General features: G+C 58.7%; 22 protein-coding genes. 20 read left to right on the top strand and 2 right to left on the bottom strand.

The window, feature by feature from the left end; translation table 11 throughout:
* Positions 1 to 5: 5 nt before the first annotated feature.
* From ACSSVV_RS02760 to flhB, 19 genes are all read left to right on the top strand, one after another.
* Positions 6 to 1,451: a sigma-54-dependent transcriptional regulator gene (locus ACSSVV_RS02760; protein ID WP_222197318.1), complete on the top strand. Its 1,446-nt coding sequence runs from the start codon at positions 6 to 8 to the stop codon at positions 1,449 to 1,451.
* Positions 1,452 to 1,706: 255 nt separating this feature from the next.
* Positions 1,707 to 2,075 carry a flagellar hook-basal body complex protein FliE gene (gene fliE / locus ACSSVV_RS02755; protein WP_011785472.1) on the top strand — a complete coding sequence of 123 codons (369 nt, stop codon included), beginning with the start codon at positions 1,707 to 1,709 and terminating at the stop codon, positions 2,073 to 2,075.
* 15 nt (positions 2,076 to 2,090) lie between these two features.
* On the top strand, positions 2,091 to 3,797 hold the full coding sequence (gene fliF, locus ACSSVV_RS02750) for a flagellar basal-body MS-ring/collar protein FliF (RefSeq protein WP_454105503.1): 1,707 nt from the start codon (positions 2,091 to 2,093) through the stop codon (positions 3,795 to 3,797).
* On the top strand, positions 3,790 to 4,833 hold the full coding sequence (gene fliG, locus ACSSVV_RS02745; protein WP_011785470.1) for a flagellar motor switch protein FliG: 1,044 nt from the start codon (positions 3,790 to 3,792) through the stop codon (positions 4,831 to 4,833). Before fliF ends, fliG begins: the two co-directional genes overlap by 8 nt.
* A complete protein-coding gene (locus ACSSVV_RS02740) occupies positions 4,833 to 5,723 on the top strand; it encodes a flagellar assembly protein FliH (RefSeq protein ID WP_454105502.1) in 891 nt (296 codons plus the stop codon). The genes fliG and ACSSVV_RS02740 overlap by 1 nt, the downstream gene beginning before the upstream one ends.
* Positions 5,704 to 7,095, top strand: a complete 1,392-nt coding sequence (fliI, locus tag ACSSVV_RS02735; RefSeq protein ID WP_454105501.1) for a flagellar protein export ATPase FliI — start codon at positions 5,704 to 5,706, stop codon at positions 7,093 to 7,095. Before ACSSVV_RS02740 ends, fliI begins: the two co-directional genes overlap by 20 nt.
* Positions 7,095 to 7,538, top strand: coding sequence for a flagellar export protein FliJ (gene fliJ / locus ACSSVV_RS02730; RefSeq protein ID WP_454105500.1), 444 nt, complete (start codon positions 7,095 to 7,097; stop codon positions 7,536 to 7,538). Before fliI ends, fliJ begins: the two co-directional genes overlap by 1 nt.
* A 136-nt stretch (positions 7,539 to 7,674) precedes the next feature.
* Positions 7,675 to 7,980 (top strand): STAS domain-containing protein, encoded by a 306-nt coding sequence (locus ACSSVV_RS02725; protein ID WP_454105499.1) that lies wholly within the window; start codon positions 7,675 to 7,677, stop codon positions 7,978 to 7,980.
* Between the two features lie 10 nt (positions 7,981 to 7,990).
* Positions 7,991 to 9,715: a SpoIIE family protein phosphatase gene (locus tag ACSSVV_RS02720; RefSeq protein WP_454105498.1), complete on the top strand. Its 1,725-nt coding sequence runs from the start codon at positions 7,991 to 7,993 to the stop codon at positions 9,713 to 9,715.
* Between the two features lie 23 nt (positions 9,716 to 9,738).
* Positions 9,739 to 10,089, top strand: coding sequence for an Hpt domain-containing protein (locus ACSSVV_RS02715; RefSeq protein ID WP_226611074.1), 351 nt, complete (start codon positions 9,739 to 9,741; stop codon positions 10,087 to 10,089).
* A 97-nt stretch (positions 10,090 to 10,186) separates the two neighbouring features.
* The gene (locus ACSSVV_RS02710) at positions 10,187 to 11,362 is read left to right on the top strand and encodes a flagellar hook-length control protein FliK (RefSeq protein ID WP_454105497.1); all 1,176 of its coding nucleotides are present in this window, start codon (positions 10,187 to 10,189) and stop codon (positions 11,360 to 11,362) included.
* A 181-nt stretch (positions 11,363 to 11,543) separates the two neighbouring features.
* On the top strand, positions 11,544 to 12,044 hold the full coding sequence (locus tag ACSSVV_RS02705; protein WP_011785462.1) for a flagellar basal body-associated FliL family protein: 501 nt from the start codon (positions 11,544 to 11,546) through the stop codon (positions 12,042 to 12,044).
* A 42-nt stretch (positions 12,045 to 12,086) separates the two neighbouring features.
* Positions 12,087 to 13,085 carry a flagellar motor switch protein FliM gene (gene fliM / locus ACSSVV_RS02700; protein ID WP_011785461.1) on the top strand — a complete coding sequence of 333 codons (999 nt, stop codon included), beginning with the start codon at positions 12,087 to 12,089 and terminating at the stop codon, positions 13,083 to 13,085.
* Complete coding sequence (gene fliN, locus ACSSVV_RS02695; protein ID WP_454105496.1) at positions 13,078 to 13,578, top strand: flagellar motor switch protein FliN; 501 nt, start codon at positions 13,078 to 13,080, stop codon at positions 13,576 to 13,578. Before fliM ends, fliN begins: the two co-directional genes overlap by 8 nt.
* Position 13,579: 1 nt before the next feature.
* Positions 13,580 to 14,029, top strand: a complete 450-nt coding sequence (gene fliO / locus ACSSVV_RS02690) for a flagellar biosynthetic protein FliO (protein WP_454105495.1) — start codon at positions 13,580 to 13,582, stop codon at positions 14,027 to 14,029.
* Between the two features lie 4 nt (positions 14,030 to 14,033).
* Entirely contained in the window at positions 14,034 to 14,795 is a 762-nt protein-coding gene (gene fliP / locus ACSSVV_RS02685) for a flagellar type III secretion system pore protein FliP (RefSeq protein WP_023009863.1), read from the top strand.
* Positions 14,796 to 14,803: 8 nt separating this feature from the next.
* Positions 14,804 to 15,073 (top strand): flagellar biosynthesis protein FliQ, encoded by a 270-nt coding sequence (gene fliQ, locus ACSSVV_RS02680; RefSeq protein ID WP_011785457.1) that lies wholly within the window; start codon positions 14,804 to 14,806, stop codon positions 15,071 to 15,073.
* Between the two features lie 4 nt (positions 15,074 to 15,077).
* On the top strand, positions 15,078 to 15,863 hold the full coding sequence (fliR, locus tag ACSSVV_RS02675) for a flagellar biosynthetic protein FliR (RefSeq protein WP_222447872.1): 786 nt from the start codon (positions 15,078 to 15,080) through the stop codon (positions 15,861 to 15,863).
* 2 nt (positions 15,864 to 15,865) lie between these two features.
* Positions 15,866 to 17,002: a flagellar biosynthesis protein FlhB gene (gene flhB / locus ACSSVV_RS02670; RefSeq protein WP_011785455.1), complete on the top strand. Its 1,137-nt coding sequence runs from the start codon at positions 15,866 to 15,868 to the stop codon at positions 17,000 to 17,002.
* A 52-nt stretch (positions 17,003 to 17,054) separates the two neighbouring features.
* Here the strand turns inward: flhB and ACSSVV_RS02665 are convergent, their stop codons facing one another.
* Together ACSSVV_RS02665 and upp are read right to left on the bottom strand one after the other, a co-directional pair.
* Complete coding sequence (locus ACSSVV_RS02665) at positions 17,055 to 18,311, bottom strand: uracil-xanthine permease family protein (RefSeq protein WP_022991613.1); 1,257 nt, start codon at positions 18,309 to 18,311, stop codon at positions 17,055 to 17,057.
* A 2-nt stretch (positions 18,312 to 18,313) separates the two neighbouring features.
* The gene (gene upp / locus ACSSVV_RS02660; RefSeq protein ID WP_011785453.1) at positions 18,314 to 18,952 is read right to left on the bottom strand and encodes a uracil phosphoribosyltransferase; all 639 of its coding nucleotides are present in this window, start codon (positions 18,950 to 18,952) and stop codon (positions 18,314 to 18,316) included.
* Positions 18,953 to 19,175: 223 nt separating this feature from the next.
* Here upp and flhA point away from each other — a divergent pair, with 223 nt between their 5' ends.
* Positions 19,176 to 21,350, top strand: a complete 2,175-nt coding sequence (gene flhA / locus ACSSVV_RS02655; protein WP_014421044.1) for a flagellar biosynthesis protein FlhA — start codon at positions 19,176 to 19,178, stop codon at positions 21,348 to 21,350.
* Positions 21,351 to 21,353 lie beyond the last annotated feature (3 nt).

Here is a 21,353-nt window from a genome sequence, read left to right as displayed (position 1 = left end):
ATAGCATGGCAAAGGCCCAGATTCTGATTGTGGAAGATGACCACGACCTGCGCGAAGCTTTGGTGACGACGCTGGAACTGGCGAAATTCCAGGTGCGGGAAGCGGCCAGCGCTGAAGATGCGCTGGCAAGCCTGGCCCGGGCGCCGGTCGATATGGTGGTCAGCGATGTCAATATGCCCGGCATGTCCGGCCATGAGTTGTTGGCGGAAGTTCAGCGCTTGTATCCGGGGCTGCCCATGATGCTGATTACCGCGTACGGCCAGATCAGCCACGCGGTATCTGCCATGCAATCCGGTGCCATCGATTATCTGGTCAAGCCGTTTGAGCCTCAGGTTCTGGTGGAAGCGGTCAGTCGGGTCGTGGGCGGAAGCCGCCAAAAGGCTGGCGATGAGCCGGTGGCTGAGGATCCGGTCAGCAAACGCATGTTCCAGTTGGCCGCGAAAGTGGCGGCCAGTGATTCCACAGTGATGATTTCCGGTGAGAGTGGTACCGGTAAAGAAGTGTTGGCCCGCTATATCCATCAGCAGTCACCCCGAGCGGATGAGCCGTTTGTCGCGATCAACTGTGCAGCTATTCCGGAGAATATGCTGGAAGCCATTCTGTTCGGTCACGAGAAAGGTGCATTCACGGGTGCCGTTGCAGCCTCCCCAGGTAAATTCGAGCAGGCCAATGGCGGAACCATCCTGTTGGACGAGATTTCCGAAATGGATCTTGGTTTGCAGTCCAAGCTGCTCCGAGTGTTGCAGGAGCGGGAAGTGGAGCGCGTCGGTGGTCGCAAGACCATTCAGCTGGATGTTCGTGTGCTGGCGACCACAAACCGTGATCTGGCGGACTACGTGCGCGAGGGCAAGTTCCGCGAAGACCTTTATTATCGATTGACGGTGTTCCCGATGCGGTGGCAGCCCCTGCGGGAGCGGCCGCTGGATATTCTGCCCCTGGCCCGTTCACTGTTGAAAAAGCATTGCCGCAAGATGAAGCTGACCGGCATCACCCTGGCCGAGGATGCCCGTAAGGCACTGATGGCTCATGCCTGGCCGGGTAATGTCCGGGAACTGGACAATGCCATTCAGCGGGCGCTGGTGTTGCATCAGGGTAATGTAATCCACGCCGGCGATCTTTGTCTGGAGCTTGGGATTACCGGTGCCGCTGATTTTGGTGCTCCCGCCGAGCCGGCCATTTCCGCCAGGTCCATGGAGGTTCCTGCGGCTGACGTGCCAGACCCCGAGGCCGGGCTGGAAGCGGATTCAGCGGCTGATGAGGCGATTGGCTCACTCGGAGATGATCTGCGCCAACAGGAGTTCCGTATTATTATCCAGACCCTCAAGAAAGAGCGTGGCAGGCGCAACCGGGCAGCGGAGCAGTTGGGCATCAGCCCGCGAACGCTTCGTTACAAACTGGCCCAGATGCGAGATGCCGGTATCGATCTTGATGCGGAGCTGGCCATGGCCTGAGTCAGGGCCTTTGTTGTCGACCTTATATTCCTTCGGGCACCCTTCGGGGTGCCGTTTTTTTACCCGCCTGCCTGGTCTTCTTTTTCGGTCTGGTTTCACTCCTGTCAATTCTTTGTCACGTAGACGCCTTCCACTGTGAAATGCTTTATTAACCCGTTGAAATAAATGGTTTAATTTTTTCTGGCCTGTTGCTTGCTTCCAGCTCATTTGAGTCAGCAACAAGTACAGGCCCGACGGGGCCGCCGGGAGAGTGTGATGGTTCAACGTGCCGACATAAACAATGTTCTGTCTGAGATCCGGAATCTGCGTACCCAGATGATGCAGAACCAGAGGATTGAACAGGATCAGTCCGTACGTGGCCGCATCGATGGCCCACGACAGGTTCAGGAAACCCAGGAAGTTCCCAGCTTCAGCGATATGCTGGGCAAGGCCGTCAACAATGTACACGAGGTCCAGAGTCAGGCCAGTGAACTCAGGACGGCCTACGAAATGGGCGATCCGAACGTGGACATTACCCGGGTAATGATTGCTGCCCAGAAATCTTCCGTGTCTTTCGAGGCGCTGACCCAGGTGCGTAACCGGGTTGTGCGGGCCTACGAAGACATTATGAATATGCCGATCTGATAACGGAGCAACAGCATGGCAAGCGTACCCGCGGAAACCGCCGCCTCTGACCTGCCGGCTACCCAGGAGAGTGATACTCCCGAGAGCCGTAGCAATCTTTTGCTCGGGTTTAACCGATTGAATCTGCTCCGCCAGGTCGGGCTTATGGTGGGGCTGGCCGCCAGCGTGGCGCTGGGTGTGGCTGTGGTGCTCTGGGCCCAGGAGCCCAATTACCAGCCGGTGGTGGGGGATCTGTCTGCCTACAATCCGCAGGACGTGACCACCATCCTCGACAGCAACGGTATCGATTACAAGATGGACCCCCGCACCGGAGCGCTGCTGGTGCCGTCTGAGCAGGTATACAACGCGCGCCTGAAACTCGCCGCAGAGGGCGTGACCGACCAGAAAACCATGGGCTATGAGTTGCTGGACCAGGAACGTGGTCTGGGGACATCCCAGTTTATGGAAACCATCAGCTACCGGCGCGGACTGGAGGGCGAACTGGCCCGGACCATCGCCGCCATGCGCGGTGTTCGAAATGCCCGGGTGCACCTGGCCATTCCCGAGCGTTCGGTGTTTATCCGGGATGCTCGTGAACCGACCGCCTCGGTGTTCCTTGAGGTGTTTGCGGGCCGTCGTCCTGAGCCGGAACAGATTCGGGCCATCGTCAACCTGGTGGCCGGCAGCATCCCGATGATGAACCGGGATCAGGTGACTGTGGTTGACCAGAACGGCAATCTGTTGACGGGCGATGAGGTTCAGGCCGAAACAGACCGGATGAAAGACCAGTATGAATACACGTCCAGGGTTGAAGAGCGGCTGACCCGCCGTGTCGCCTCATTGATTGGCCCGATTGTCGGGGAAGGGCGTTACCGCGCGGAAGTCACCGCAGACCTCGACTTCTCTGCGGTCGAGCGTGCCGAGGAGTTATACAATCCGGAGCAACAGGCGGTGCGCAGTGAGCGCGAGTTGTCTGAGCAGCGTGTGGCGGGAGCCCAGGGTGGCATTCCCGGTGCGCTGGCCAATCAGCCGCCAGGGGCTGCGACGGTTCCGGAGCAGGCCACTGCCGCCCCAGGGGAAGATGGCGCTCCTGCAGCTCCGCCGGTGAATGTCCGGAGTGAATCCACCCGGAACTATGAACTGGATCGTACCGTCAGCTACACCCGTCAGGAGCTGGGTGCGGTTAAGCGGGTGACCGTGGCCCTTGCCGTGGATGACATGAAAGTGGTCGACCCTGAAACCGGCGAGGTGAGCTATCAACCCTGGCCAGAGGCCGAACTGCAACGGCTGAGCATGCTGGTGCGTGATGCGGTTGGCTATTCCGCGTCCCGCGGAGACAGCGTTACCGTCATGAATACGGCGTTTGCCCCGGAGGAAGCGGTGGAGTTTGAAGCTCCGGGCTTCTGGGAGCAGCCCTGGTTCTGGGATTTGATGAAGCAGGTATTGGCAGGACTGGTCATTCTGATTCTGGTTCTTGGCTTGCTGCGCCCCACCCTGAAGACGCTGTCCGGTGGCGGCCGCCGCGAGCGTGGTGAAGGCGGAGAAGAGGGGGAGTATGGTGGCCTTGCTGGTATCGAAGGCGGGCAGGCACTACGCGATGCCATGTCGTCTCAGGATGACTTGCTTTTGCCGGGCGCCACAGACAGCTATGATAGGCAGCTGAATGCACTCAAAGGCCTGATTGCGGAAGATCCCGCCAGGGTTGCACAGGTTATGCGCCAGTGGGTGAACGTCGATGACTGAAGAAAACGGCCAGTTGCAGGGGGATGCCCCGAAAAAGCCGCAGCGCAAGATTCCGCGAGTGGAGCAGGCAGCGATCCTGCTGATGTCTCTGGGTGAAGCGGACGCTGCTGAGGTGCTCAAGCACATGGGGCCGAAAGAGGTTCAGCGGGTTGGCGTCGCCATGGCGCAGATGAAAGACGTCAGCAAGGACGACGTCACCTACGTGCTTAACCAGTTTGTGGACGCTGTCGGCGGCCAGACCGGTTTGGGGGTTGGTAATGACGACTATATCCGGGCGATGCTCACCCAGGCGCTGGGTGATGACAAGGCCGCGAGCCTGATTGACCGAATCCTGATTGGCGGCAATACCACCGGCCTGGATACTCTTAAGTGGATGGAGCCCCGGGCTGTGGGAGATATTATCCGTTACGAGCATCCCCAGATTCAGGCTATTGTTATCTCCTACCTAGACCCGGACCAGGCCGCTGAAATTCTTGGCACACTTGATGAAAAAGTGCGACTGGATGTGATGATGCGGGTGGCATCGCTGGAAAGCATTCAGCCACAGGCCCTGCAGGAACTGAACGACATCCTTGAGAAGCAGTTCTCTGGTGGCGCGGCCTCCCAGACCAGTCGGATTGGTGGCGTGAAGCGAGCGGCCGATATCATGAACTTCATGGATCGGGGGATTGAGGGCTCGTTGATGGATTCCATCAAAGACATGGATCCGGATCTGGCGTCCACCATTGAAGACCTCATGTTCGTGTTTGATAACCTCAAGGATATTGATGATCGGGGTATTCAGGCGCTGCTTCGAGAGGTCTCCTCGGAGGTGCTGGTGGTGGCGCTCAAAGGTGCCGACGAAGCCGTCAAGGAGAAGATCTTCAAGAACATGTCCAAGCGTGCTGCGGAGTTGCTGCAGGATGATCTGGAAGCCAAGGGGCCGGTCAAGGTCAGCGAAGTCGAAGCGGCCCAGAAAGACATTATCACCGTTGCTCGCCGTATGGCTGAAGCCGGCGAGATTTCGCTGGGTGGTAGTGGCGAAGAAATGATGTGATGAAAGATTCCGATCAGGACAGCAAGCGCATACCGAAAGAACAGATGACCGCCTGGGAACGGTGGGAATTGCCCCTGCTTGATGAGCGCGGAAACCAGGTTGTCGAGGAAGAGGAAGTCAAGCCGCTGACCGCGGCCGACCTGGAAGAGATTCGCCAGGCTGCCCGCGAGGACGGTTTTCAGGAGGGCCGGCAGGCTGGTTACGCGGAAGGCTTTGAGCAGGGTCGCGCAGACGGGCACAAAGATGGCTACGCCGCAGGCGAGGCGGAGGGTCGGAGCGAGGGTGAGCAGCAGGCAGCGGAGCAGACGCGTCAGGAAGTTGCCTCCCGGATGGAACGGCTGGAGCATCTGATGGGTGAGCTGTTGTTGCCCATCGAACGCCATGAAGACGAGCTGGAAGCGGTGCTGGTCAACCTCACTACCGTATTGGCCCGGGCGGTGGTCTTCCGTGAGCTCAGCATTGATTCCTCCCAGATTCGCCAGGTGGTGCGTCGGGCTCTGTCGTCACTGCCCTCTACCGCCGACAATCTACGCATTCATATTCACCCCGACGATATCGAGCCGGTACGGGAAGTCACAGAGCGCCTGGAATCACCGGCGGTCCTCATTGAGGATGACTCTCTCATGCCTGGTGGCTGTAAAGTGGAATCGCGCCATAGTCTGGTGGATTACACCGTGGAGAAGCGCTTCCAGCGGGTGGTTCAGGGTATGCTGGAAGAACAGCTGGCGGAGCCTGCCGGTCCGGATCATGAGGAGCTGGCACCCAGTATGGGGGAGCTGACCGATTTTCACCGGGATGTGCTGAGTGATTCGGGCATGACATCACCACCAGAATCCGAGTCTGACGAATTCAACGACCAGGGCCAGGACGATGACATCACGCCTGGCTGAACGGTTACGGCAGCTTCAGGGGGCCATCAGCGACGAGCCTGCGCCAGAATTGTCTGGCCGGCTCACCCGCATGGTGGGTCTCACGCTGGAGTGCGTGGGTTGCCCGATGGTGGTGGGGGACCGTTGTCTGATTCAGGGTGATAGCGCCACCAGTGTTGAAGCGGAAGTGGTGGGGTTTGAGGAAGATAAGGTTTACCTGATGCCGCTGACCGCCATCGAAGGTCTCAAGCCCGGAGCCCGGGTGATTCCTCTGGCCTCGGCCAGCAGGGTGCCGGTGGGCCCGCAAATGCTGGGGCGAGTGGTCAATGGTGCCGGCGACCCGCTGGACGGCAAGGGACCGTTGCAGGCAGAGGCCAGAGTGCAGCTGACCGGAGACATCATCAACCCATTGAACCGGGCTCCGGTGCGTCAGTCCATGGATGTGGGAATCCGTGCAATTAACGCGTTGCTGACCGTGGGGCAGGGCCAGCGTCTCGGCCTGTTTGCCGGCAGTGGCGTCGGTAAAAGTATGCTGCTGGGAATGATGACCCGGTTCACGGATGCTGACATTACGGTGGTTGGATTGATTGGTGAACGGGGCCGGGAGGTCAAGGAATTCATCGAAGACATCCTCGGCGATGAAGGCCTGGCCCGTTCCGTGGTTGTAGCCGCTCCGGCCGACGATTCACCACTGATGCGCCTTCGCGCTGCCATGCTCACCACCCGAATCGCCGAGTATTACCGGGATCAGGGCAAGCGCGTCCTGCTGTTGATGGATTCTCTCACCCGTTATGCCCAGGCTCAGCGGGAGATTGCCCTGGCCGTCGGCGAACCACCTGCGACCAAGGGTTATCCGCCCTCGGTTTTTGCCAAGCTGCCACAACTGGTTGAACGCACAGGCAATGGCCGTCCCGGCGGCGGTTCCATCACTGCGTTTTATACCGTTCTGACGGAGGGTGATGATCAGCAGGATCCCATTGCCGATGCAGCCCGGGCCATCCTCGATGGTCATATCGTATTATCCCGACGCCTGGCGGAAGAAGGTCATTATCCGGCCATCGATGTGGAAGCCTCGATCAGCCGGGTGATGCCCCAGGTGACAGACCCGGAGCACTTCTCCCGGGCCCAGAGATTCAAGCAGGTGTATTCCCGTTATCAGCAGGCTCGCGATTTGATCAGTGTTGGTGCCTACGTTAAGGGGTCCGATCCGGAGACCGACTTTGCCATCCAGCACATAGGCAACATGCGCCAGTTTCTGCAGCAGGGGCTGAATGAAAGTGCTCCCCTCGCGGAGGCCATCGAGCAGCTGCTGGCCATAGTGCCCGAAAGACGCTCTCCGGAACGCAGAAAGACGGCGGTGCCGAATCCCGCCGGCAACCGGGATAATGCCTGATGCTGCGATCAAAACGGCTTGAAGTTGTCCTCTCCCTTGAAGAACGGAAAGAGCAGGAAGCGCTCGAGCGCCTTGGTGAGGCCCGTAAGCAGGTGGAGGCACACCGGGAACAGGTGGAAAATCTGGAACGCTATCAGCAGGAATACCGCGACCAGATTCGCGCCAACCAGCAGGGTGTGGTTGCTGTGGCACGGCTGCAGGCCTGGCAGGCGTTTATCGCCCAGCTGGACCAGGTGATTGCCCAGCAACAGCGGCAGATGCAACAGGCGGAACAGGTATTTGAGGCTCGGCGCCGGGAGTGGCAGCAGGCCTGGGAGCGTCGTCGTGGCATGGAAAAATACATCGAGTCCTGCCGGCAACAGGAACAGCGGGAGCAGGATCTCAGAGACCAGAAACTGGCGGACGAGGCTGCCGGTCGGGCCTTTGCCCGGCGCCAGCGATAATTGTTTCCCCGATGATCTGCGTCAGAAAGCCCGGATGCAATTTTCGTTAATTTGACTATCCTTTAGCAGATAAGCTTGCCATCAATGGCCGGCGGCAAGGGAAAGTCATTGGTGGAATGTGCCGGGAGGTTCAGGAATGCCTATAGAGACACACCGGAGCGATGACGGCAAGACACTCACGATCTGCGTGGAAGGCCGGTTCGATTTCAGTACCCATCAGTCCTTTCGGGACGCCTACGAGCACAGTGAACCCTCCGTCAGACACTACGTTATCGATCTTTCAGATACTACCTACCTCGACAGCTCGGCTCTGGGTATGTTGCTTCTGTTAAGGGATCACGCCGGCGGTGATGGTGCCCGCATCTCGATCGAGAACTGCAACAGCGATGTCCGGCGCATACTCTCCATTTCCAATTTCGAGCAGTTGTTCAGCATTCGCTGAGGCCATTCCCTTGAAAGTTCTTCTTGCCGAAGACAGTGCCAGCGACAGGCTGATCCTGGCTCGGCTGGTAAGCCGCCTGGGCCATACCGTGATCGAGGCCGAAGACGGCACCGAGGCGGTGGACCTGTTCCGGGAAACCCAGCCGGATCTGGTGCTGCTGGACGCCCTGATGCCCCGAATGGACGGAATGGAAGCCGCCCGCCAAATCAAGGCTCTTGCGGGTGAGCGGCTGGTGCCGCTCATTTTTCTCACCTCACTGTCCGGGGCCGGGGATCTGGCCCGGTGCCTTGAGGCTGGTGGCGACGATTTTCTCGTCAAACCCTATAATCGCGTGATTCTTGAGGCGAAGATCAACGCTTTCAACCGTATGCGGGCTCTGCATCAGGCGCTGTCGGACCAGCGTGACCAGATTCGGCGGCAGAACCAGCAGATGCTGGAAGAGCAGCGCACGGCGCGGCGGGTGTTCGATAACATTGCCCATACCGGTTGCCTGGACGCAGCCAACATTCGTCACCATGCTTCGCCCCTGTCGGTGTTCAACGGTGATGTACTTTTTGCGGCCCAGCGCCCCGGTGGGGGCACCCTGGTTTTCCTCGGTGATTTCACCGGGCACGGATTGCCTGCCGCCATTGGCGCCATGCCCGTTGCGGAAATCTTCTATGGCATGGCAGCCAAAGGCTTCGGAGCCCCGGATGTACTCCGGGAAATCAACCGCAAGCTTCGGCGAATACTGCCAGTCGGCATGTTTTGCTGCGGCCTGATGATTGAGGCGGATTTTAAACACAACAGCCTGCGCGCCTGGAACGGTGGTTTGCCTGATGGCTGGCTGTTGCGTGCCCGCGGCGACCGTATCGCCATTCCTTCCCGGCATCTGCCGCTGGGTGTTCAGGAGCCGGATCAGTTCTCAGCGTCCATGGTGGTACTGGACACTGCGCCGGGCGACTGGCTGGTAATGATGACCGACGGGCTCCCGGAGGCGCCCAACAGTGCGGGTGATAGTCTGGGCGAGGACGGTGTCCTGAACGTGCTCGCCGGGCTGGAAACAGGGCAGGAGCCGTTCGAGGCCCTGCTGGCGAGAATGCAGCAGCATACCGGGCAGCCTGAACTGGCCGACGATCTGACCCTGTGCTGCCTGCAGATGGTTCGGGCGCAAGCCCCGGAGGCAATGCCGGACAAGACACCGGAATCCGCGCTGACCGGCCCGACGGACTGGCGTTGTGTCTATGAGCTTCGGGAACAGACCCTGGCAGACTTCAACCCCTTGCCGCTTTTACTGCATATCTGTATGGAGGTGCCCGGACTGAGGAGCCGAAGCGGCGAGGTCTACACCCTGTTGTCGGAACTCTACAACAATGCTCTTGAGCACGGTGTTCTGGCCCTGTCCTCAGAGTGGAAAACGTCTCCAGGCGGTTTCAGTCGTTATTATCAGGAGCGAACGCGCAGACTGGGGAGCACCGATGGGCATTTCATACGGTTTTCTCTTGAGCATCAGCCCAGGGAGGGCGGAGGTACGCTTACCGTTGTCTGTGAAGACAGTGGTGATGGTTTTGATTTTGGTGAATATTCTGACACAGTGATGCAACAGCAGGCGGCTTCAACCGGCCGATACGCGGGCCGGGGGCTGGAAATCCTCCGGCGTATGACGCGAAATCTCAAGGTTCACGGCCGGGGCAATCGCGTGGAAATCGTCTATGATTGGTGGTTCCCCGACGCGGCCATAATCAGTGGCGCCTGAGTGCCGACAAACGAGGATAGCGAATGAACGACAAACCCCATCTTGACGTGGAGGCGCTGGCCGAACTGCAGGATGTGATGGAAGACGAGTTTGATGTCCTGATCCAGACCTACCTGGCAGACTCCCGTTCACGCATTGACGGCCTGAAAGAGGCGCTGGCAACGGCCGACCCGGAGCACTTCGCCAAGACCGCGCACAGCTTCAAGGGCAGTTGCATCAATATCGGTGCTCCCAGGCTCGGAGGCCTGTGTTTTGAGGCCGAGCAACTGGGCAAGGACGCCACTCTGGAACAGGCCCCTGCAGTGCTTGAACGGATTGAGGCCGAGTTTTCGGAGGTGGCTCGACGTTTGCTGAACTTTGGCCAGGAGGCCTGAACGTCACCCTGTGTGAAGGTTTGGCACCGCTTTTGCAGCTCTCAGGAAAACGCTCCGAACAGGGGCTACCTGAGATCTAAAGCGGCAAGAGGTTGCCATGCAACAGACCATACTTCCCCAGGCACCGGCGAAAACGAGTCAGCCAGAGGTCGGTGCAGCGAAATCGCAAGGCCGGAAGGACCCGGAGGCCGGTGACAGTCGTTTTGACGAGCTGTCCAGGGCCGAGCAGAAGCGGATGGATGCCAAGCGCGCCGAACGTCGGGATCAGGCTGATGCCGCGCAGGAACGCAAGGCAGCCGACCGGGCCGATGAGAAAACCGAAGCCTCCAGTACCCGGCCAGAAAAAAATGATACGCCCACTGACCAAAAGCAGGTAGCGGACTCCGATTCACCGGCCCGTCCTTCCTCGGCCAGTGACACCAGCAATACCGGCGATACTGAGGCAGACGATGCCCTGGTCGTTGCCGAACCGCTGATGCCCCTGACATTCGCCAATCTTCAGTCGCTGTATCCTGCAGCCGCCAACCAATCCGGTACGGGCGGACCTGAGAGCCTGGCATCAAATATGGCGCTCACAGGAACTCAGGCCACTTCCGGACTGATCAAGGGCCTGCCGGGGCAAACATCTGCCGGCGGAGGCAGCACCGCTCTGGCTCCGGGCATGCAGCTAACCGACCTGCTTGCCGGTGCGACAAGCGCTGAGAGCGCCCGTCCCGTTGATCCGACCAGTCTGCTCTCCAATCCCAGATTCCAGAGTGTAATGGATACCGCAGCGCAGCAGGCAGCACAGCCCGGAAAACTGGCTGCGGACGCCAACATTCCGCTCCGGGGCTACACCACCTCGGTGGATGTGCCGGTTGGACAGGCGGAGTGGGGCGACAAGGTCATGGGCAAGCTCAGTTGGCTGACCGCCCGCAATATGTCGGTTGCCGAAATACACCTCACGCCTCCGGATATGGGGCCAATGGAAGTCAAGGTGAAAGTCCACAACGATCAGGCCAGCGTCACCGTGCATGCGGCCAACCCGGTGGTGAGGGAGCAGCTCGAACAGCACTCCCACCGGCTCCGCGACATGCTGGGTGAACAGGGGTTGTCCCTGGGGCAGTTTGATGTCTCTGACCAGGGCGGTCAGCAGGCCGGTGGCGAGAGTGGTGAGGCCGATGGTCGGTCTTCTGGTGGATCATCACTGGCCAGCCACGATGCTGATGCAGAGTCGTTGAGCACCGGCCAGCTTGATCTGGGCTGGCGGGGTGAAGTGGACGTCTTTGCCTGAGTCCGGATGATTTCTGAACAATTCAGCCTGCTGTTTTCCGACTTCTTTGCCCATCCCCTCCGGCAACGCTAAACTGCGGTTCTGACAACAGGGGATGGGCTGTCTGGCCCGGCCTTTGCATCACATCGGAGAAAGGTTGTTCGGAGCTTCCCGGACGCCAAAAAAGTGACAAGCGAGTGTTATGGCCGAAAATACTGCGACCGAAGCGCCTGCCAAAAAAGGCAAGCTGAAACTGATCATCATGCTGGTGATCATCATTATCCTGGCGGTGGGTCTTTCCGTGGTCGGGACACTCTGGTTCCTGGGCGGAGGATTGCCCGGCGCAGATGACGCCGAAACCACGACTTCGGCAGAGCCCGCGTTTGTCGCCAGCAGTTATACCGAAATTGAGAAAGCCCTGGTGACTACCGTTCAGGCGCAGGGTCGCCAGCGCTATGCCCAGGTCTATGTGTCATTCGAAGCCAAAGATCCTGCGGCACTGGCCGCTGCTGATGTTCATATGCCGCTTATCCGCAGCCAACTGGTGATGGTACTGGGCAGCAGCGACTTCATGCAGTTGCAAACGCCGGAAGGTCGTCAGACGCTGGCCGACAGCATGCTGCAGACTGTGAATCAGGTGCTGGAGCAGGAAGGGGAGCCGGCAATCGACCGGGTATTGTTCCGGAATTTTGTGGTTCAGTAATCATACCGGGCGGATAACCAACAGTTAGGGGCAGGAACAGGTATGCAGGATTTACTGTCACAGGACGAGATCGATGCCCTCCTCCACGGGGTGGATGATGGTGACATCGATACCTATGAAGAGACCGATGATACCGGCGTAAAGAACTACGACCTCGCCAGCCAGGATCGGATCGTCCGTGGCCGCATGCCAACGCTCGAGATGATCAACGAGCGTTTTGCCCGCTATACCCGTATCAGTCTGTTCAACCTGCTGCGCCGCAATGCCGATGTCTCCACCGGCGGCGTCCAGATCATGAAGTTCGGTGAGTACATCCATACCCTGTACGTGCCCACCAGCCTTAACCTGTGCAAGGTTCGCCCGTTACGCGGTACATCCCTGTTCGTGCTGGACGCCAAGCTGGTGTTCAAACTGGTGGACAACTTCTTCGGTGGTGAGGGCCGCCATGCCAAGATCGAGGGTCGGGAATTCACACCGACCGAAACCCGAATTGTGCAAATGGTACTGAATCAGGTCTTCCACGACATGAAAGAAGCCTGGCATGCGGTCTTGCAGGTGGAATTCGAATACCTCAGCTCGGAAGTCAACCCGGCCATGGCCAACATCGTCAGCCCGAGCGAAGTGGTCGTGGTCAGCACCTTCCATATTGAACTCGATGGGGGGGGCGGCGAACTTCATTTCGCACTGCCGTATTCCATGATCGAGCCAATCCGCGATGTGCTGGATGCGGGTGTGCAGAGTGATATTGATGATGTCGACGAACGCTGGGTAAACGCCTTGCAGGAGGACATCAAAGAGGTCAATGTGCCCATCAATACCACCGTCTGCCGGCGCCGCATATCGTTGCGTGACATTGCCCGGATGAAAGCTGGCGATGTGATTCCGGTAGAGATTCCCGAGCACCTGACGGTGACCGCCAATGGTATTCCAATCTACAAGGCAACGCTGGGCACCCGCGACGGTAAGCTGGCGCTGAGGATTCACGACCGGGCCAAGTTGCCCAAGGTAAAGAAACAACTGAAGGTGGGACGCAATGGCTGACGACGACAAGAAAGACGAGCAGGAACTCAGCGAAGACGAAAAGCTGGCGGCCGAGTGGGAAGCGGCAATGGACGAGTCTGGCGATGCAGAGGGCTCCCGGGAAGACGAGTGGGCAGCGGCTATGGCTGAGGCTGAAGGTGGCGACGACCAACCTGAAGCCGAACGCCAGGACGTGCGCACCGTTCCCATGGAGGAGTTTGGCGCGGACCAGGGCGCTGGTGGTGGTGAGTCTCCTGACATTGACGTAATCCTGGATATTCCGGTTACCATTTCCATGGAAGTGGGGAACACCCAGATTCCGATACGAAACCTGCTCCAGCTGAACCAGGGCTCGGTGATTGAACTGGACCGGCTGGCGGGCGAGCCTCTGGACGTGCTGGTTAATGGCACCCTGATCGCCCACGGTGAGGTGGTCATGGTCAATGAGAAGTTTGGTATCCGGTTGACGGACGTGATCAGTCCGGGTGAGCGAATCAAACGGCTGCAGAAATAATATGGCAAGACTGACGGGCTGGTTGCTGTTGTGGGCTCCGCTGCCGCTGTTGGCCGAGGAAACGGCAAAGGCGGGCGAAATCGCCGCCTCTGGTGGGCGTGCCCCGGATACTGTGGCGACGATACTGAGCCTGGGAGCGGGCCTGCTGGCGGTGGTGGCCATCATTTATGGTTGTGCGTGGCTGATCCGTCGGATGGGCGGCATGACCGGTATGAACAACAACGCCATCAAGGTGGTGTCTGTGCTGGCCATCGGTGCCAGGGAACGTATTGCGCTGGTGGAAGTGGGGCAGCAGCAGATTCTGCTTGGTATTACTCCCAGCACGATCAGGACCCTGCATGTATTTGATCAGCCGGTGGTGGATGCCGGCAATGCCGATTCCAGTGATTTCGCCCGCAAGCTGCAGTCCATGATTGGCAAATCCTGGTCAGCGCCGGAAAGGAAAGACTAACGTCATGGTGGTGGCCATTCTCAAACGCGGTTTTCCCTGGCTTACCCTGATTGCCGGCCTTTGTCTTCCCGCCCTGGCCCAGGCTGATCTGCCCGGCATTCCGGCATTTACGGTTGAGCCCGGCGAGAACGGCACCGAGGAGTACTCGGTAACCCTGCAGATCCTGGCGCTGATGACCGCGCTGACTTTCCTGCCGGCCATGCTGATGATGATGACCTCGTTTACCCGGATCATCGTGGTCTTTGCGATTCTTCGTCAGGCTCTGGGGCTACAGGCCACACCCTCCAACCAGATTTTGCTGGGGCTGGCGCTGTTTCTGAGCATTTTTATCATGAAGCCGGTGCTGGAAGAGGCGAACCGGGTGGGCCTGCAACCTTACCTGCAGGAAGAGGTGACTTCACTGGAGGCGGTGGAGCTGGCCAGCCAGCCGTTTCGCAAGTTTATGCTGGAGCAGACTCGAGAAGACGACCTGGCGCTGTTCATGAGGATTGCCGATGTTCAGTATGAAACACCGCAGGACGTGTCTTTCTGGATTCTGATGCCGGCGTTTGTCACCAGTGAACTGAAGACGGCGTTCCAGATCGGGTTTATTCTGTTTATACCATTCCTGATCATCGACATGGTGGTGGCCAGTGTTCTGATGGCCATGGGTATGATGATGCTGTCACCCATTATCATTTCGCTGCCGTTTAAAATCATGCTGTTTGTGCTGGTGGATGGCTGGGCCCTGATCATGGGAACCCTGGCCGCCAGTTACGGGATCTAGGAGGTATCATGACTCCGGAAACGGTTATCGACATACTGCGAGAGGCGCTCTGGCTGATTGTATTGCTGTCTGCCGTCATCATCGGGCCGGGCCTGGTGATTGGTCTTGTGGTCAGTACCTTCCAGGCGGCGACCCAGATCAACGAGCAGACCCTCAGTTTCCTGCCTCGCCTTCTGATCACACTGATCGTGATCATTGCCGCCGGGCCCTGGATGCTGACCACCCTGCTGGACCACGCCAACGGGCTGATCTCCCGCATTCCCTATCTGATCGGCTGAGCCCATGCTGCCGGCGGAGTTCAGTGCGGATCTGATTGGCCAGTGGGTGGGGCAGCATATCTGGCCCTTATTCCGGCTGGCCAGCTTTCTCATGGTCATCCCCATCTTCGGTACCCAGCTGGTACCCGCCCGTGTTCGGCTGGGACTGGCCCTTTTGATGACCATTCTGATTGCGCCCATGATTCCTGCCGTACCCCAGGTGGAAGCCCTCAGTGCCGATGCGGTCGTCATTACGCTGCAGCAGATCCTGATTGGCGTCGGCCTGGGCTTCGCCCTGACCGCACTCTGGCAGCTGTTTGTGATCGCCGGCCAGATGATTGCGATGCAGATGGGCCTGGGCTTTGCTTCCATGGTAGACCCCGCGAACGGGGTTAACGTGCCGGTACTGGCACAGATCTACACCATCACCATTACCCTGCTGTTTCTGGTGATGAATGGCCATCTGGTGGCCTTCGAGGTGTTCATCGAGAGTTTCTACACCTTGCCTATTGGCCTGGAGGGGCTGGGGCAGGATGGTGTGTGGGCGCTGGCCCATCGCATTTCATGGATGTTTGCCTCTGCCATGTTGCTGGCATTGCCGGCCGTGACTGCGGTTCTGATTGTGAACATCTCTTTCGGTGTAATGACCCGTGCGGCGCCTCAGATGAACATCTTCGCCCTCGGCTTTCCGATTGGCCTGATTTTTGGGTTGTTTGCTATCTGGGTCTTACACGCCAATTTCCTGCCACACTTCGATCAGTACACGCGGGAAACGTTTGATTTCATGCGCGCTCTGCAAGGGCAACCCTGACCATGGCCGAAGAGAACGACAACAGTCAGGAAAAAACCGAAGAGCCTACCCCCCGACGCCTGGAGAAGGCCAAGGAGGAAGGCCAGACGGCTCGTTCCAAGGAACTCGCCACCATGGCGGTATTGCTGGCCGGTGCTGGCGGGCTTCTGATTTTTGGTACGTCGCTTGGCGCTTCTATTGAGTCCATCATGCGCGACTCCTTCGTAATCGAGCGCTCAGCAATTTTTGATACCCGGCATATGAGTGTTCAACTGATACTGGCGGCCAAAGAGGCCGCCTGGGCGCTGTCACCGATACTGGTGATGTTGCTGATTGCCGCCATTGCCGGCTCCATTGGCATTGGCGGTCTGCTGTTCAGTGCCAAGGCCATCGCACCGAAATTCAACCGGATGGATCCGATCAAGGGCCTGGGACGAATGTTCTCCATGCGCTCTCTGATCGAGCTGGTCAAGGCCATTGCCAAAGTGGGCCTGGTGATGGCGGTCGCCATCCTGATTCTGAACCTTCGCACCGAAGACTTGCTTGCGATTGCCGAAGAGCCGACCGTACCTGCCATGGAGCACGTGCTGTGGACCCTGGGCTGGAGTTTCTTCTTCCTGTCCTGCGCCACCATTGCCATTGCCGCCATCGATGTGCCTTTCCAGATCTACGATCACCAGAAAAAGCTCCGTATGACCAAGCAGGAGGTCAAGGACGAATACAAGGACACCGAGGGCAAGCCGGAGGTCAAAGGCAAGATTCGCCAGCTCCAGCGGGAGATGGCCCAGCGCCGGATGATGCAGGATGTTCCCAAGGCCGATGTGGTGATTACCAACCCGACACACTATGCCGTGGCATTGAAGTACGATCAGAAAACCATGGGCGCGCCAGTGGTGGTAGCCAAGGGGGCAGACGAGGTGGCCTTCAAGATTATGGAAATTGCCAGGGAGAACAAGGTCGAGGTGCTGCGAACACCGCCGCTGACACGGGCGGTGTATCACAATACCGATATTGGTGAAGAGATTCCGGACGGCCTGTACATGGCCATTGCTCAGGTGCTGGCCTACGTCTTCCAGTTGCGTCAGTTCCGCAAGGGCCGGGGGCCGAAGCCCGGCATGCCGGACTTCCCGATTCCGCCCGATATGCGGCGTGATATCTGAAGCCCTCTATTCCGGGGATCGGAATAGAGGCAGGGTATTGCTTTCCGCGGGGTCAGCTGGATTCGTGCTCGTGAATCCGCTTGCCCCAGGCTTCCCGTTCGCCCGGCAGGATCAGGTTAAGGATGATGGCAACCACTGCGCACAGGGCGATGCCTTCCAGTTGGCCCAGCGCCATGTTGCCGATACCAAAGACCAGGGTCACGCCTACGATCACCAGATTACGGGACTGGGACAGATCCACCTGATGTCGGATCAGGGTATTCAGGCCGACAACGGCGATTGAACCGAACAGCAGGCAGAGGATGCCGCCCATAACCGGTACCGGAATGGTCTGCAACGCGGCGCCGAACTTGCCGACAAACGCCAGAACAATGGCAACCACCGCCGCCCACCACATAACTCTCGGGTTGAAGTTCTTGGTCAGCATCACCGCACCGGTTACCTCGGAATACGTGGTGTTGGGAGGACCGCCAAGCAGCGAGGCAGCGCTGGTGGCCAGACCATCACCCAGCAGGGTACGGTGCAAGCCCGGTTTTTCCAGATAGTTCTTGCGGGTAACGTTACCGATGGCCAGAACGTCGCCGATGTGTTCGATGGCCGGTGCGATGGCGACCGGAATCATGAACAGGATAGCGCCCCAGCTGAACGCCGGTGCTACGAAGTTTGGCATTGCCAGCCACTCAGCCTGCTGGATCGGCGTTGTGTCAACAATGCCCATGATGGCAGAGAGAAGGTAACCCACGAGGACACCGAACATGATCGGGATCAGCCGGAAAATGCCCTTGGCCCAGACCGACATGATGATGGTCACGGCCAAAGAGATCATGGCAATCCATATGGCAGTGTTGTAGGGCACCAGCTGAGTCTGGCCGTCACCGGTTTTGCCTGTAGCCATAAACACTGCTACCGGAGCCAACCCCAGGCCTATGGTCATGATGACCGGTGCAATCACCACCGGAGGCAGCAGCCGGGTAATGAAGCCGGTACCACGCAGGCGAATCGCCCCGGACAGAATGATATACAGAATGCCTGCGGCCATCAGGCCACCGAGGGTTTCTTCCAGGCCAAAGCGGCCTTTAGAGGCCAGCACGGGCGCGATGAACGCGAACGATGAAGCCAGGAAGATCGGGATCTGGCCACCGGTGACAATGTGAAAAATCAGAGTGCCCAGGCCGGCAGTGAACAGCGCGACGTTCGGGTCCAGGCCGGTAATCAGTGGCATCAGTACCAGGGCGCCAAAAGCCACCAGCAGCATCTGGGAACCGGCAATAGCCTGTTTCCAGACCGGATCGTTGTTATGGTCCTGCATGCTCAGACGTCCTTCTGCTTGGTGCCGAAGATCTTGTCGCCGGCATCACCCAGGCCCGGCAGAATGTAGCCTTTCTCGTTCAGGCGCTCATCCACCGACGCGGTGTAGATGGACACGTCCGGGTGTTTTTCCAGAACCTTTTCCACGCCCTCCGGCGCAGCCACCAGAACCAGGGCCCGGATTTCGGTGCTGCCGGCCTTCTTGAGCAAATCGATGGTGGAAATCATGGAGCCGCCGGTAGCCAGCATCGGATCGATGATCAGGGCCATGCGCTGATCCAGCTCGCCTACCAGTTTTTCCAGGTAGGTTTCCGCTTCGAGGGTGTCTTCGTTGCGGATCTGGCCAACCACGCTCACCCGGGCCACCGGAATCAGGCTCAGGACACCGTCCAGCATGCCCAGACCGGCACGTAGGATGGGCACGATGGTTACCTTCTTGCCGTGGATCTGCTCCACGGAGACCGGGCCGGCCCAGCCCTCAATGGTTTTTTCCTGAAGATTGAAGTCTTTGGTGGCCTCGTAAGTCAGCAACGCGCCAACTTCCTGTGCCAGCTCTCGGAAGTTTTTGGTACTGATGTCGGCGCGGCGCATGAGGCCGAGCTTGTGGCGGATCAGAGGGTGCTTCACTTCATGGATCGGCATGGGGTCACCTGTGTGTTCGGGTTTCTGGCTTGAATCGGGATAATGCAAATGGCGAAAGGATACCGTATCTGGGCCGCTGCGTCAGGCGTTGAAAGGTGCGCAGACGTCAAATTTTGCAAGGGCTGGTACGGTTCTTGCGATACCACCCGGAAAGCGACCCCTGGTGTCAGATTTTCGACCCGGAAAATGCCCGCAGGCACAGATACGTGGAGACAGACCCGGCATGGACAGAGCTCTAGTCCTTAACAACGTCAAATCCCTGACGCGGGGGAACCTCGGCATCCCCCTGATGCTGATGGGGCTGCTTGGCATGATGATTCTGCCCATGCCTGCGTTCCTGCTGGATGTGTTCTTCACCTTCAATATCACTCTGTCCATCGTCATTCTGCTGGTCTGTGTGTACGCCATGCGGCCGATGGAATTTGCCTCGTTTCCCACGGTATTGCTGGTGGCCACCCTGTTGCGGCTGGGCCTGAACGTGGCGTCCACCCGGATTGTATTGCTGAACGGCCATGAGGGCGGTGATGCTGCCGGTAAAGTCATCGAGTCCTTTGGTGAAGTCCTGATTGGGGGAAACTACGCTGTTGGTCTGGTGGTTTTCGCCATCCTTATGATCATCAACTTCCTGGTTGTCACCAAAGGTGCCGGCCGGGTGTCTGAGGTCAGTGCCCGCTTCACTCTGGATGCCATGCCGGGCAAGCAGATGGCGATTGACGCCGATCTGAACGCCGGGCTGATCAATCAGGACGAGGCGAAGTCACGCCGTTCGGAAATCGCTCAGGAAGCGGACTTTTACGGTTCTATGGACGGCGCCTCGAAGTTTGTGAAAGGCGATGCCGTTGCAGGCTTGCTGATCCTGGCGATCAACATCGTTGGTGGTGTGGCTATCGGCATGATGCAGCACGGGTTGGATTTTGGTCTGGCAATGGAGCGCTATGCGTTACTGACCATCGGTGATGGTCTGGTTGCCCAGATTCCCTCGCTGTTGCTCTCCACGTCTGCCGCCATCATGGTTACCCGGGTCACCTCCAGCCAGGACATGGGTGGCCAGATCATTCAGCAGATGTTCAGCGCTCCCAAAGCGTTGGGCATTGCGGCCGGTATCCTGATTCTGCTTGGCCTGATTCCGGGGATGCCCCACATCGCGTTTCTCGGCCTTGGTTTGCTGGCCGCTGGCGCAGCCTGGTTTATCTGGAAGAAACAGCAGCAAACGGTTGAGGATGAAGGTGGTTTTGTTGGCCGTGGCGGCATGGCTGGTGGTGCGGCCCGGCAGGGTGCGGAAATCTCTCCGGATCGTCCGGGTGGCGAGGGGCAGGCACTGCCGGCGCCGGGAGAAACCCGCGAGCTCGGATGGGATGACGTGGCCACGGTGGACATTGTCGGGCTGGAGGTAGGCTACCGCCTGATTCCGTTGGTAGACAAATCCCAGGGTGGACAATTGCTCAGTCGGATCAAGGGGGTTCGTAAGAAGCTTTCGCAGGATCTGGGCTTCCTCATGCCCTCGGTGCACATTCGCGACAACCTGGATCTTATGCCGAACGTCTACCGGATTACCCTGATGGGCGTGACCATTGCCGAGGCCGAGATCCATCCGGAGCGGGAGCTGGCCATTGATCCGGGGCAGGTGTTTGGCAAAGTTGAAGGCATTGCCGGCAAGGACCCCGCCTTCGGCCTGGACGCCATCTGGATTGAGTCCGACAGGAAGGATCAGGCCCAGACCCTGGGTTACACCGTGGTGGATGCGAGTACCGTGGTGGCGACACATCTGAATCAGATCCTGCAGAAACACGCTCATGAACTGATTGGCCACGAAGAAGCCCAGAAGTGGCTGGACCAGTTGGAGAAGATTTCGCCCAAGCTGGCGGAGGAACTGGTGCCGACCACGATTTCCATCAGCATCCTGTTGAAAGTTTTGCAGAACCTGTTGAAAGAAGAAGTGCCGGTGCGGGATATGCGCTCCATTGCCGAGGCCATCGTGAACGTGCATCCAAAGAGTCAGGACCCGAAAGTACTGACCACGGTAGCCCGCCAGGCGCTGCGCCGGATGATTGTTCAGAGTATTTGTGGCAACGACGCCGAAATCCCTGTTATCACGTTGGATCCAGACCTGGAACAGTTATTGCTGAAGTCTGTTCAGCAGAGTCAACAATCCGGCGGTCAGGATGACATTGGTCTGGTGCTTGAGCCCAACATGGTGGAAAAGCTGCAACGATCCCTTCAGGACAGCGTGCAGCGCCAGGAAATGCTCGGCAAGCCCGCCATCCTGCTGGTTTCGGGGCCCTTGCGGCCAGTACTGGCGAAGTTTGCCAGCTACGGGGTAGAGCGTTTGCATGTGCTCTCTTACCAGGAAATCCCGGATAACAAACAGATCACGATAGTCGCTTCTGTGGGTCAATAAACC

It is taken from the genome of Marinobacter sp. MBR-105 (genome assembly GCF_053628895.1).
Note: the sequence above shows the minus strand (reverse complement) of the source record. Positions and strands in the feature narration are given on the sequence as shown.

Bases quoted from the DNA above. Each gene is read 5' to 3' on its own strand.
- ACSSVV_RS02740 (WP_454105502.1), top strand. From the start codon at position 4,833: ATGAAAGATTCCGATCAGGACAGCAAGCGCATACCGAAAGAACAGATG.
- fliJ (WP_454105500.1), top strand. From the start codon at position 7,095: ATGCTGCGATCAAAACGGCTTGAAGTTGTCCTCTCCCTTGAAGAACGG.
- ACSSVV_RS02725 (WP_454105499.1), top strand. From the start codon at position 7,675: ATGCCTATAGAGACACACCGGAGCGATGACGGCAAGACACTCACGATC.
- ACSSVV_RS02705 (WP_011785462.1), top strand. From the start codon at position 11,544: ATGGCCGAAAATACTGCGACCGAAGCGCCTGCCAAAAAAGGCAAGCTG.
- fliP (WP_023009863.1), top strand. From the start codon at position 14,034: ATGGTGGTGGCCATTCTCAAACGCGGTTTTCCCTGGCTTACCCTGATT.
- fliG (WP_011785470.1), top strand. From the start codon at position 3,790: ATGACTGAAGAAAACGGCCAGTTGCAGGGGGATGCCCCGAAAAAGCCG.
- fliO (WP_454105495.1), top strand. From the start codon at position 13,580: ATGGCAAGACTGACGGGCTGGTTGCTGTTGTGGGCTCCGCTGCCGCTG.
- fliI (WP_454105501.1), top strand. From the start codon at position 5,704: ATGACATCACGCCTGGCTGAACGGTTACGGCAGCTTCAGGGGGCCATC.
- ACSSVV_RS02665 (WP_022991613.1), bottom strand. From the start codon at position 18,311: ATGCAGGACCATAACAACGATCCGGTCTGGAAACAGGCTATTGCCGGT.
- fliM (WP_011785461.1), top strand. From the start codon at position 12,087: ATGCAGGATTTACTGTCACAGGACGAGATCGATGCCCTCCTCCACGGG.
- fliF (WP_454105503.1), top strand. From the start codon at position 2,091: ATGGCAAGCGTACCCGCGGAAACCGCCGCCTCTGACCTGCCGGCTACC.
- fliQ (WP_011785457.1), top strand. From the start codon at position 14,804: ATGACTCCGGAAACGGTTATCGACATACTGCGAGAGGCGCTCTGGCTG.
- ACSSVV_RS02710 (WP_454105497.1), top strand. From the start codon at position 10,187: ATGCAACAGACCATACTTCCCCAGGCACCGGCGAAAACGAGTCAGCCA.
- fliN (WP_454105496.1), top strand. From the start codon at position 13,078: ATGGCTGACGACGACAAGAAAGACGAGCAGGAACTCAGCGAAGACGAA.
- fliE (WP_011785472.1), top strand. From the start codon at position 1,707: ATGGTTCAACGTGCCGACATAAACAATGTTCTGTCTGAGATCCGGAAT.
- ACSSVV_RS02715 (WP_226611074.1), top strand. From the start codon at position 9,739: ATGAACGACAAACCCCATCTTGACGTGGAGGCGCTGGCCGAACTGCAG.
- ACSSVV_RS02760 (WP_222197318.1), top strand. From the start codon at position 6: ATGGCAAAGGCCCAGATTCTGATTGTGGAAGATGACCACGACCTGCGC.
- upp (WP_011785453.1), bottom strand. From the start codon at position 18,952: ATGCCGATCCATGAAGTGAAGCACCCTCTGATCCGCCACAAGCTCGGC.
- flhA (WP_014421044.1), top strand. From the start codon at position 19,176: ATGGACAGAGCTCTAGTCCTTAACAACGTCAAATCCCTGACGCGGGGG.
- fliR (WP_222447872.1), top strand. From the start codon at position 15,078: ATGCTGCCGGCGGAGTTCAGTGCGGATCTGATTGGCCAGTGGGTGGGG.
- flhB (WP_011785455.1), top strand. From the start codon at position 15,866: ATGGCCGAAGAGAACGACAACAGTCAGGAAAAAACCGAAGAGCCTACC.